The 12330-nt window shown below is 50.6% G+C and carries 8 protein-coding genes; 5 read left to right on the top strand and 3 right to left on the bottom strand.

The genetic code is table 11. The features are described 5' to 3' along the window. The first annotated feature begins 79 nt into the window (after nt 1-79). The 4 genes from mutS (at nt 80) to BMW65_RS18200 (ending at nt 6777) form a co-directional block, all read left to right on the top strand. Nucleotides 80-2689: a DNA mismatch repair protein MutS gene (gene mutS, locus BMW65_RS18185; RefSeq protein ID WP_090607536.1), complete on the top strand. Its 2610-nt coding sequence runs from the start codon at nt 80-82 to the stop codon at nt 2687-2689. 202 nt (nt 2690-2891) lie between these two features. Beyond that, on the top strand, nt 2892-4238 hold the full coding sequence (locus BMW65_RS18190) for a dihydroorotase (RefSeq protein ID WP_090607537.1): 1347 nt from the start codon (nt 2892-2894) through the stop codon (nt 4236-4238). Nucleotides 4239-4258: 20 nt separating this feature from the next. Next, complete coding sequence (locus tag BMW65_RS18195; RefSeq protein WP_090607539.1) at nt 4259-5305, top strand: S66 peptidase family protein; 1047 nt, start codon at nt 4259-4261, stop codon at nt 5303-5305. Beyond that, complete coding sequence (locus tag BMW65_RS18200) at nt 5302-6777, top strand: M14 family zinc carboxypeptidase (RefSeq protein WP_090607540.1); 1476 nt, start codon at nt 5302-5304, stop codon at nt 6775-6777. The genes BMW65_RS18195 and BMW65_RS18200 overlap by 4 nt, the downstream gene beginning before the upstream one ends. Before the next feature lie 4 nt (nt 6778-6781). Here the strand turns inward: BMW65_RS18200 and BMW65_RS18205 are convergent, their stop codons facing one another. Beyond that, a complete protein-coding gene (locus BMW65_RS18205) occupies nt 6782-8290 on the bottom strand; it encodes a serine hydrolase domain-containing protein (RefSeq protein ID WP_090607542.1) in 1509 nt (502 codons plus the stop codon). A 235-nt stretch (nt 8291-8525) separates the two neighbouring features. Here BMW65_RS18205 and BMW65_RS18210 point away from each other — a divergent pair, with 235 nt between their 5' ends. Continuing rightward, nucleotides 8526-9914, top strand: a complete 1389-nt coding sequence (locus BMW65_RS18210; RefSeq protein WP_090607543.1) for a putative oxidoreductase C-terminal domain-containing protein — start codon at nt 8526-8528, stop codon at nt 9912-9914. 46 nt (nt 9915-9960) lie between these two features. Here the strand turns inward: BMW65_RS18210 and BMW65_RS18215 are convergent, their stop codons facing one another. Both BMW65_RS18215 and BMW65_RS18220 read right to left on the bottom strand, forming a co-directional pair. Next, on the bottom strand, nt 9961-11028 hold the full coding sequence (locus BMW65_RS18215; protein WP_090607545.1) for a dipeptide epimerase: 1068 nt from the start codon (nt 11026-11028) through the stop codon (nt 9961-9963). Then, nucleotides 11025-12278 carry a C40 family peptidase gene (locus BMW65_RS18220; RefSeq protein WP_090607546.1) on the bottom strand — a complete coding sequence of 418 codons (1254 nt, stop codon included), beginning with the start codon at nt 12276-12278 and terminating at the stop codon, nt 11025-11027. The genes BMW65_RS18215 and BMW65_RS18220 overlap by 4 nt, the downstream gene beginning before the upstream one ends. Nucleotides 12279-12330: the final 52 nt, after the last annotated feature.

The following is a 12330-nucleotide window of genomic DNA, read 5'->3' on the forward strand; positions in this document are numbered from 1 at the left end:
GATGCGAATATACAAATAGAAACTTGTCAAATCCCTGCAATAATCCTATTTTTACGCCCACGCAAAAAAATAACCTACATTGGCAAAGGCAGCAAAGAAAGAGACCCCATTGATGCAGCAGTACAACAGCATCAAGGTGAAATACCCCGGTGCGTTGTTGCTATTCCGTGTGGGTGATTTCTATGAAACCTTTGGCGAAGATGCAATAAAAGCCGCTGGCATTTTGGGTATTGTGCTGACCAAACGGGGCAATGGCAGCGAATCGGAGACGGCTTTGGCAGGTTTTCCGCACCACTCGCTTGAAACGTACCTGCCCAAATTGGTCCGTGCCGGGCAGCGTGTGGCGATATGCGATCAGTTGGAGGATCCGAAAACCACCAAGACTATTGTAAAGCGCGGTGTGACCGAGCTCGTGACACCGGGTGTATCCTATAATGACAATATCGTCCAGCAAAAGGCTAATAACTACCTTGCCTCTGTTTTCTTCGATAAAAGCGCAATAGGCATTGCTTTTCTGGATATTTCCACGGGCGAATTTTTGGTATCACAGGGCAATGCAGCATACATCGATAAACTGCTGCAGGGATTCAAGCCCACGGAAGTCATCATGGGTAAGCGCCAGTACAAAGCGTTTGTAGACGAATTTGGCGCTAATTTTTATACCTATACGCTCGATGAATGGCCATACAGTGGTGATTACGCTCAGGAAACGTTGCTTAAGCATTTTGAAGTAAAATCGCTGAAAGGCTTTGGCATTGACCGGTTGTCATCGGGCATCGTAGCGGCAGGTGTAGCGTTGCATTACCTCAACGAAACCGAACACCGCAACCTGCAGCATATATCCAACATTTCGCGTATTGAGGAAGACCGCTATATGTGGCTTGACCGTTTTACCATCCGCAACCTGGAATTGGTGGGCTCGGCCAATGAAAATGCCGTGACCCTGGTAGACGTGTTGGATCAAACTTCATCGCCGATGGGGGCCCGGCTGCTTAAGCGCTGGATAGTGATGCCGCTGAAAGATCAGGCAGCCATTAACGAACGGCTTGCCGTGGTTGATTATTTATGCCGCCATGGCGAGCTTCGCGAAGAGCTGGTACGCGAAATCCGGCAGATCGGTGATTTGGAGCGGCTGATTAGCAAGATTGGCCTCCAAAAGGCCAATCCCCGGGAAGTTGCCCAGCTCCGGCGGGCGCTGCAAGCGATTGACAGGCTGAAAACATTGGCCAGCGGTGCAGATGTGGAAGCATTGGGCATTATCGCCGAGCAACTGAATCCCTGTACCCGCATCAGCGAGCGTATCGCAACCCATCTTCATCCCGAGCCTCCGGTATTGATCAGCAAAGGCAATGTCATTGCAGCCGGTGTCGATGAGGAATTGGACAAACTACGGAAGGTCGCTTACGGCGGTAAAGATTACCTGCTGGAAATCCAGAAACGGGAATCAGAAGCTACGGGTATCCCTTCATTGAAGATTGCTTTTAATAACGTGTTTGGATATTACCTGGAGGTGACCAATGCCCACAAGGATAAAGTACCCGCCGGATGGGTGCGCAAGCAGACCTTAGTCAATGCAGAGCGCTACATTACGGAAGAACTTAAAGAATACGAAGAGCAGATATTAGGTGCGGAGGAAAAGATTCAGGCGCTGGAGACCCGGTTGTACGGAGCGTTGATAGCGGCTGTCGCCGAGTATATCAAACCTGTCCAGCACAACGCCCACTTGGTGGCCCAGCTTGATGTGCTGGTTAATTTCGCGGTGATTTCCGAAAAAAACCACTACGTAAGACCGGAAGTGAATAATGGCACGGCCATTGACATCAAAGGAGGGCGCCATCCGGTGATCGAGCAGCACCTGCCGGTAGGTGAAGACTACATTACCAACGATGTTTTCCTGGATACCGAGACCCAACAGATCATCATCATCACCGGGCCTAATATGGCCGGAAAGTCGGCGCTGTTGCGCCAGACAGGCTTGATTGTGCTCATGGCCCAGATGGGGTGTTTTGTACCGGCCAAGGAAGCCCGGATTGGGCTGGTCGACAAAATATTTACCCGCGTGGGCGCATCGGACAACCTGTCGTCCGGAGAGTCTACATTTATGGTGGAGATGAATGAGACCGCCAGCATCATGAATAACCTCTCCGAGCGGAGCCTGATCCTGCTCGATGAGATCGGACGCGGTACCAGTACCTACGATGGCATATCCATTGCCTGGGCCATTGCGGAGTTTTTGCACCATCACCCCACGGTGAGGGCCAAAACCCTTTTTGCCACCCACTATCATGAGTTAAACGAATTGGCGACTTCCTTCCCAAGGATTAAAAACTATAATGTTTCCGTAAAGGAAGTGAACAACAAAGTGATCTTCCTGCGCAAATTGGTGCCCGGTGGAAGTGAGCATAGTTTTGGCCTCCATGTGGCTAAGCTGGCCGGAATGCCGCCCAAGCTGCTACAACGGGCCAACGAGATCCTCAAGCGGCTGGAACAGGAGCGTACCGGCGGTGAGCGCATCAAGGATAGTATCAAAAAAATCCAGAAGCAGGCTTATCAATTGCAGATGTTTTCCATAGATGACCCCATCCTCGTGAAAATCCGTGATATGCTCAATAACCTTGACGTCAATACCCTTACCCCCGTGGAGGCCTTGATGAAACTGGATGAGATCCAACGGTTGTTGAAAAATTAAGTTCTATTTTTCGTAGCAGCTGTTACGTCCTTGCCAGCCGTTCGTTAAACGTTGGCATGATTTCGGTAGTCATACAGAAAACGGATTAATGAATTTGATGTTATGCTCAGCGAAACGGCAGTCTTTGTTTATTTCAGTTTTTTACGTTCATTTGCACGTACGGGGCTTTGTGTTTGAGCAAGGATACCGAATCGGATAGGACATGGCAAAACAGACATCAACGATACTCCTTAAGGCACCGACAATCGTCAATGAAGGGCAGGTCTATAGTTCGGACGTGTTGATGGTGGATGGTGTAATCGAACGAATTGCACCGGAAATCGCACACCCCACGGCAACAGAAATCAATGCCGAAGGCTTGCACCTCTTACCCGGCTTAATCGATGACCAAGTGCACTTCCGGGAGCCTGGGCTTACCCACAAGGCGGATATCTGGCATGAAAGCCGCGCGGCAGTAGCCGGCGGGACGACATCTTTCATGGAGATGCCCAACACGGTGCCCAATACGCTTACGCAGCAATTGCTGCAAGCTAAATACGACATCGCAGCTACCCAATCCTTGGCCAATTATTCCTTTTATATGGGAGCGGCCAATGACAACCTTGATGAAGTATTGCGCACCAACCCCCGCGAGGTCTGCGGCATTAAAGTGTTTATGGGATCATCCACGGGCAACATGCTGGTGGATAATGAGCATACGTTGGAAGGCATATTTGCCAATTCACCGATGCTCATCGCTACGCACTGCGAAGACGAGGCCACCATCAGGAAAAACCTCCAATTGTATAAAGCCATGCATGGCGATGACCTCACGGTGGATATGCATCCGCTTATCCGATCGGCGGAAGCGTGCTACATATCGTCTTCCCGTGCTGTGACGCTGGCAAAGAGGCACGGTACGCGCCTGCATATCCTTCATATCTCTACCGCCAAGGAAACCAATCTCTTTGACAGCGGCACACCATTGGCGGCTAAGCGAATCACCGCAGAGGCCTGCATACACCACCTTTGGTTTAGCGATGCCGACTATGCTGAAAAAGGCAATTTTATCAAATGGAACCCCGCAGTGAAAACCATGCAAGATCGTGCAGGTATACTTCAAGCGGTACTTGACGGACGGATAGACGTGATTGCCACCGATCATGCCCCCCATACGTTGGCCGAAAAATCACAGCCGTATTTGCAGGCACCTTCTGGAGGCCCATTGGTACAGCATGCTTTGCAGGCATTATTGGATATGCACCACGATGGCAAGCTGACGTTAGAACAGTTGGTGCAAAAGACGGCCCACAATACCGCGACCTGCTTCCAGTTAGATAGGCGCGGTTTTGTCCGTGAGGGGTACTGGGCAGATCTTGTCTTGGTCGACTTGAATAAGCCCTATACCGTCAGCAAGGAGAACATCCTGTCAAAATGCGGTTGGTCGCCATTCGAGGGGCACACGTTCCAATCGACCATCACCCATACATTTGTATCGGGCAACCTGGTGTATGATCACGGTGCTGTGCTGGAAAGTGGTAGTGGGCACCGCCTGCTGTTCAACCGCTAACATATTCCCCTATAGACAACATGGACAAACGAACCTTCATCAAAACGTTGGGTATGGGGATGGCTGCCTTACCCGGATCAAACTTGGCTTTAACTAAGGTAAACCGCCATATTCCCACGGTTTATCCACCGCTGATCCGAAGGGGAGACACCATCGGTATCATCACACCATCATCCGCATTGGTAGACACCGAAGGATATGCCATCGCCGATAAAAACTTCAGTATCCTTGGGCTTCGTGTCAAATGGGGGCAGCATGTGGGGGAAAAATATGGGCACCTGGCGGGCAAAGATGAGGCGCGTATTGCTGATATACACGACATGTTTGCCGATCCAACCGTGAAAGCTATTGTATGCCTACGGGGTGGTTCCGGTGCGGTGAGGCTGCTGGACAAGCTGGATTATGATCTCATTGCCCGCAATCCCAAGATTTTTCTGGGCTATAGTGATATCACGGCGTTTCATCAAGCCATCCACACCCAGACGGGATTGGTTACCTTCCACGGTGCTGTAGCCAATAGCCCATGGACGCCAATAATCATCAACCAATTTGAGCAGCTTTTTTTTAATGGAAGTGTGCCTAATTATGCACAGTTGGGAAAGTGCATTTTTACCAAAGCAGATCCACAAGATGTTGTACGGACCATTACGCCCGGGGTGGCCGAAGGTAAGCTCTTGGGGGGAAACCTTACGGTATTGACGGGCATCGCCGGTTCAAACTATTACCCGGATTTTGAAGATAGCATCTTGTTCTTGGAAGAGGTGGGCGAAGAGCCTTACCGCATCGATCGCATGCTCGGCCAGTTGGCATTGTCGGGAGCATTGCGTAAAATCAAAGGGCTTATCTTTGGTAAATGTTCGGATTGCGAAGCAAAGCATCCGGATAAATCATTGACATTGCAACAAATATTGGATGATTATGTTGTACCATTGGGAATACCTGCATACCAAGGCGCACTTATCGGGCATATCGATGAGCAGTTTATCCTGCCTATCGGCGCAAGGGTACGCATGAACGCCGCAAATGGCAGTATTACCGTATTGGAAAACATATTTTCAATGGTATGAAGCATTTTGCTTATCTATTCAGCTTACTCTTGGTTTCAGCGGCTTGCCAGGGCAACGGACAGCGCCGGATTACTTACCTGCCGGATACGGCAATGCTGGCTAACGCATTTGAGACCTATCGCGAGCCGACCATTACGCATCGTCGTTTTAAACATGCAGATATCGAACCGCTTATCCTCAAGCGCAAGGCGGGCCAGGTCTTTGAAGTAACCCAATTGGGCATTTCGGTGCTTAAGAAATCCATTTATCAGCTGAAATATGGTTCCGGCCCCAAGAAAGTAATGCTTTGGTCGCAGATGCATGGCAACGAACCCACCGCTACCATGGCGTTGATGGATCTGTTCAATTTTTTGGAAGCCGGGGGAGACGGTATGGACAGCATCCGTCAGTTATTGAAAATACAGACAAGCCTTTATTTTATCCCCATGCTTAATCCCGACGGTGCCGATGTGTATACTCGTCGCAATGCCATGGATGTGGATTTGAACCGTGATGCGCGGGCTGGCGCCACAGTGGAAGGCCGGCTGTTGATTAATGCGGCCAAGACCGTGCAACCCCAGTATGGTTTTAACCTGCACGACATGAATATCTATTATAATGTGCCCAGTACCTCCACCCCGGTGACCGTCGCGCTGTTAGCTCCGGCCTATAATGCTGAGCGGGATATCAATGAAGTACGGGGCAATGCCATGAAGATTGCTGCTGGCATAAACCGTATTTTGCAGGGCTATGTGCCGGGTGGCGTAGCCAAATACGACGACACCTATACACCCAGGGGCTTTGGTGATAATTTCCAGGGCTGGGGCGCAAGTACGGTGTTGATAGAGTCAGGCGGGTATAAGGGCGACCCCGAAAAGCAATTTATCCGCAAGCTCAATTTCATCATTATTTTGAATGCCTTAATCGAAATTGCACAGGAAAGCTACCACCAATATGATATTGACGAGTACGAGGCTCTTCCATTCAGCGATTCGAAGCTTTCGGATGTGCTTTTACGCAATGTGGGTGCATCGCGTGATTCGGTTGATTATAAAATAGACCTATCGATAAACCGGGATGAACAGACCGAGGAAAACGACTATTATGTCAGATCGCATATTACCGATGTAGGCGACTTGAAAGAAAACTACGGTTACACCGAGTTGGACGCCGATGGTTACCATTTCATGCAGGGCAAAATCCATCCAAAAGTGTTTGGCGATGTCGGGGAGGTTTCGTTGGCGCGGGCCCTGGACTATTTGCGGCAGGGCTATTATGCCATTCAAGTACAGCAGCTACCTGATCAGCGGTTGCATGGGCTACCCTTGGTGGTCTTTCACCAGCGCCCGCCCACCCCGGCAAGCCCAAACCTTGGCCGGGACGCCAATTTTTTTCTCGCGCGGAATGGCGTACCGGCCTATGCGGTTATTAATGGCTACCTGATCGATCTCGCCACTACACCCCGAGAGGAGTTTAAGAACTATGTATGGTGACCGATCACCGTTCACCAGCCAGCAATCGTATAGAATATTGCTGGATGCGTGGTGTTTGTTCCGGACTCAGGGTGAAATAGACAGCAATGTCATGGTGCTCGCATTCGATGACGAATGTACCCCGCAAATTATTTTCGGCTACAATTTCGTTGACCTTGCGCACTTTTCCGGCTTTATCGAAAAGGGCTTTGCTTTCCGACCGGAGCATATCGATGTAATTGTCCAAAAAGAAATTCACGGCAAAGCTATCACTACCTTCGGCCCCCTCCCAGTCCGGTAGGAATCCCATGAGCTCCTGCTGCCGCTGCTTGAGTACCACGCTTACAGCTTTTGGGCGTGGCGTAAGATCGGATTGGCTGATGATATATTTCGCTGCCTGCAGATTTACGGATGTCGCAGGCGCATAGGTGACATTGCTGAAGCAGATAATGCCCAGGCCATAGTCGGGCAAGACTATCCAATTGCTGCCGAAGCCGGGCAAGCCGCCGCTGTGTCCGACGGTAGTGACGCCATCACAGTCATGGCTCCATCGGAGCCCATAGCCATATGCAGAAGTCACCGGGCAACCATCCCCGGCAGTTAAATTGTTGAACGTCCAAGGTTGTTGCATTTCCCGCAACGATGAACGCTTCAGCGGGCCATGATCCCCCTCATCGCGAGCAGGCCATGCCTGGAGGAAAAATGAAGCATATTTAGCAAAGTCTTCCAGCGAGGTCATCAGGCCGCCCATGGCGCCATATGCACCGTCGTGGAGCATGGGTTGCGCTACCCATTGGCCGTTGACCCACCGGTATCCCTTAGCCAACAGGCTGTCCGGTACGTCGCTATACTCCCAGTACGTCTCATTCATGCCTAATGGCTTCAGGAGGTTGGTGTTGATATAGGCATCATACCGCTGGCCGGATACCCGCTTAATGACTTCTCCCAATAATGCGAAACCGGTATTGCTGTATTCATAGGCAATGCCGGGCGCATTCGAAAACGTAAATCCATCCTGGATAAGCGTCCTAAATGCCTCATCATCGATGTCCAGTTGCCTGTCGCCCCAGGGGTTGTCTTCCGGAAATCCACCGGAGTGCGTAAGCAGGTGCCTGATGGTCAGCTGCGGGGCGTCGGTGGTGAGCAAACGCTGGTTGTTCAGCTCAGGGAGGTAGTGCGCTACGGGATCGTCCAGCTTGAGCAGTCCGCTATCACGCAATTGCAAAATGGCTGCTGCAACAAAACTTTTCGTCATGGAAGCGATTCGGAATACAGATTTGGGGGTAACGGGCATTTTCCTTTCAATATCGGTATGCCCCAGCGTGCCGGCATGCATGACGTTGCCTTGGTAAACAATGGCATAGGCCAACCCCGGTGAATGGTACCGGGAAGCGAAGGTTTGGTAGATACTGTCGACAGCTGGCAGCGCCTTCAGGATACGATTTGGCGTAGTATCCATTTGTGCATACGTCAGGTTGAAGGGCATAAAAAATAATACCGACAACCGACGGAGGGATTTAATGACTGTGCTCATGTTGATATCTTCTTAGCCAAAGATACGCAATAAAGTGTCGTGTACGGCGATCTAGATTTTAGTATAACGGTTGATTAGTATCGAAATCATGGATAGGCCGATGCTCGATTGCACCAACATCGGTTTTTATTCGCATCTTGATTGGAATTTTGATAACTTTATTGGCTCCAATTACTACTATAGTGGCGAATCGGCAGTTATAAATCACGGGATTAAATAAAACATAATAAATTGGATGAATAAACAACGAACACTGATTAGTTTAATAGCCGTTGGCTGCTTTGCTGCATGCCAGACGGGCCAGGACAACATGCAACAGAAGGATATCCGTTTGGTTACATTGGCACCGGGCCATTTCCATGCTGCACTGGTGCAGAAGTCTATGTATCCGGAAGTAGACAGCATCGTGCATGTCTATGCCCCGGAGGGGTCGGAGTTGAATGCCCATCTTGCACTCATCGACCAATATAACACCCGTGCCGATGACCCCACGCGTTGGGAGGAGGTCGTGTACCAGGGAGATGATTTCCTTGAAAAAATGCTGACCGAAAGGCGGGGCAATGTGGTTGTTTTAGCGGGCAATAACCAACATAAAATCGATTATATCAGCCAGTCTATCGACGCCGGACTAAACGTATTGGCCGATAAACCGATGGTCATCAATCAGGCGGGTTTTTCAGCACTGGAGGCGGCATTTGCCAATGCATCGAAAAACGGTGTCCTGCTTTATGATATCATGACCGAACGGTATGAAATCAATACGATGTTGCAGAAAGCGCTGTCGCAACTGCCGGATTTTTTTGGCGGCTTGGCAACGGGCAGCGCAGACAATCCGGCCATCACCAAAGAAAGTGTGCACCATTTTTTTAAGGAAGTGTCTGGCAACCCGCTGATACGGCCGGCATGGTTTTATGATACCAAACAGCAAGGAGAAGGCTTGGTGGATGTGACCACGCATTTGGTGGATCTCGTGCAATGGGAGAGTTTTCCAGACCAAACCATCGACTACCAAAACGATATCCAGCTCGTTGGGGCAAAGCGGTGGCCTACCCTGGTCACCCCCGAGCAATTCACCCGTTCGACGGGGCTTGATGTGGTGCCGGCATTTCTATCTGAAACAATAGACGGTAATGGCAACGTAGCCGTATTTGCCAATGGCGAGATTAACTATGTGCTCAAAGGCGTTCACGCCAAAGTATCGGTTATTTGGAACTTCGAAGCGCCCCAGGGTACGGGGGATACCCATTACTCCATTATGCGGGGGCAGTATGCCAATCTCATCATCCGGCAGGGTGCAGAAGAACAATATAAGCCCGTACTGTATGTGGAGTCAACGGGTGAGCGGACCGCCCAGGCCTTCGAAGAGGCATTGGCCGCTGCGATTAAACAATTGGGGGAAACCTACGAAGGCGTAGCCTTTGAATCCTTGGGGGATGGACGTTACCGGATCAATATTCCCTCATCTTTAGTGACCACGCACGAAGAGCATTTTGCCGAAGTGACCAAAAAATACCTTTCATTCTTGCAATCAGGCAGCATGCCCGACTGGGAAGTGCCCAATATGATTGCGAAATATTACTTAACAACCAAAGCCCTGGAAGAGGCCCAAACCGTAACGCCTTAATAAACAAAACGGGCTTCGCCCGGCGAAGCCCGTCTTCCTTTGCTGGTCACCCCTGTACCACAGCAGCATTCGGCGAGATGCCGATACCCGGCCCATCGGGCAGCACCACCTTGCCGTCTACGACCTTCATGCCCTGGTATACATCGTTGCTGGTGAGTAGGGCACCGTCCAGGTCTGCCCAATCCACGGCGGGAGATAGCTGCGCCGCCGCAGAAATGGCACAGGATGTTTCTGTCATGCAACCCAGCATCACCTTCATATTCAACGCTCGTGCAAGCTCGGCCATCTGGTGCGCTTCGCGCATGCCCGTGCATTTCATGAGCTTGATGTTGATGCCGGTATATACACCGAAAGCTTTATGGACATCTTCCAGCCGTTGTACAGCTTCATCGCCTATGGTGGGAATGGGGCTGTTTTCGGTGAGCCAGGCGTTGTCGTCTACTTGTTCCTTGGGCATGGGCTGTTCAAGAAAAACGACACCCCGTTCAGCAAGCCAATAAGCCATTTCCAATGCTTGTTCACGGCTTTTCCATCCTTGGTTTACATCAGCGCAAAGCGGCTTGTCCGTCACTTCACGGATGGTATTTATCATTGGCTTATCGGTATCCAACCCCAGCTTGACCTTGAGTAGCTTATAGGGTTCGGCTTCCTGTACTTTTTGCCGCACGATGTCTGCGGTATCCATGCCGATGGTGAATGAAGTATTTGGCGCTTTCGCAGGAGCATAACCCCATATCCGATGCCAGGGTTGGTTCATGAGTTTGCCGAGCAAATCGTGTAGGGCGATATCCACGGCAGCTTTGGCCGCCGTGTTTTTCGGAGCAATGCCATCTACAGAGGCCAAGATGTCGGCCGTGAGGAATGGATCGTTGAACGCAGCGAGATCCACCTTGTCCAAAAAGGCCAACACGCTTTCATGCGATTCGCCCAGGTAAGGCGGTATGGAGGCTTCGCCGTAGCCGACAATGCCGTCGTATTCCAGTTCCGTGAGCACCACGGGTGTGGTGTTGCGTGATCCTGAGGCAATCGTGAAGACATGTTTGAGCGCTAAGGTATAAGGACGGTAGCGTAGCGTAAATTTTCCGGATTTGCGTATAGTTGCAGGTGTTTTCATTCGTGTAGCTTTTCAGTAGGCAGGGTATAAGCGGGATGTTGTGCAACGGGCTGGAGTGCCGGATCCGACTGCCTGATATACCGGCGGGCGGCTACCAGCGTGCGTGTTTCGAAGTCTTCATAATTCGGGGCGTCACGCAGCATGCTGTTGATGCGTACCGTCCCCGCTGAGTGGATAAATTCGCCATTGCCAAGGTAAAGTGCCACATGGGTGACCCGTGCGTTGGGATCCCGGTTTTTGCCCGAAGCAAAGAAAAGCAAGTCGGCAGGCTGTAGGTTCTGGAGCGCCTTTTGGGTATCCAAGGTATCGGCTGATAAGATGTCCACAAATTGGCCGGCAAGCACCTGTTGCGAGGCGTCTCGGGGAATGACGATCCCATTCATGTAGTAGGCCGTTTTGGTGAAGCCGCTGCAATCTACCCCCTTTACCGAGGTGCCTCCCCATAGGTAGGGGACGCCCATCATGGTCTTTGCTGTTTTCAAGACGGCTTCAGCCGTTGGGTTTACCGTGCCGAGCCATTCATCAAAAGGCCGGATCAGATCCTGTTTGATGTATGCATCACGGCCATCGGGATACCGCACTTGCACAAAACCGTTAGCTTGCTGTCCAGCGAGGAGTATATTGCCCATTACCAAATCCGAAACCCGCAATGATTGTTCATCGGGCATCGTATACGCATGCCCGAAGTCGGCAATGAAAATCACCTTTTTCGCCTCCCGCCATTGGATCAGCTCCGGTGTGGACTTGGGCGTTACCGATGAGGTACTTACCCATGAAATATACCCTTCCGGTGTGCGTATGCGGTAGTAGCCATTTTGTTCCTGCAGCAAATCTACCTGGGTGCCCAGCAAAGCTTGTGAAGCCAATTCGGCCTGATTGCTGGGCTCAACGCGAAGATTAGCCACGGAAAGGTTTACAATTCCCGCGATATTCCCTCCTATACTGCTGTCCGGTAGCAGATTTATCGTTACATTTGTGCTGGAAATCGTGCTTCCAGCCAATAATTGATTGAAATATTCACCAGCTTTTGGTTCTGTCGTGACTATCCGGAATAGACGGGCATTACTGTCGGCAACATGCAGTTCAAAAATAGCAGTCCGTTTGTCCGGCGCATAACGCCGTTCGGTCTCTTTGGCCAGTTGTTCGATTCTTTGGTATACGACAGAATCGGGAAAAAGCGCCTGAGCTGGGCTAGCTAAGCCTGTGGCGCAGCAAAATAGGGACAGTATTATATATTTGAAGGTTTTCATAGCGGCAAGTTTCTGCCTAAGGTAAGCTATAATCCACTATTGTGCAATTTTT

Origin of the sequence: Parapedobacter koreensis (assembly GCF_900109365.1) — a bacterium.
Taxonomy (GTDB): domain Bacteria; phylum Bacteroidota; class Bacteroidia; order Sphingobacteriales; family Sphingobacteriaceae; genus Parapedobacter; species Parapedobacter koreensis.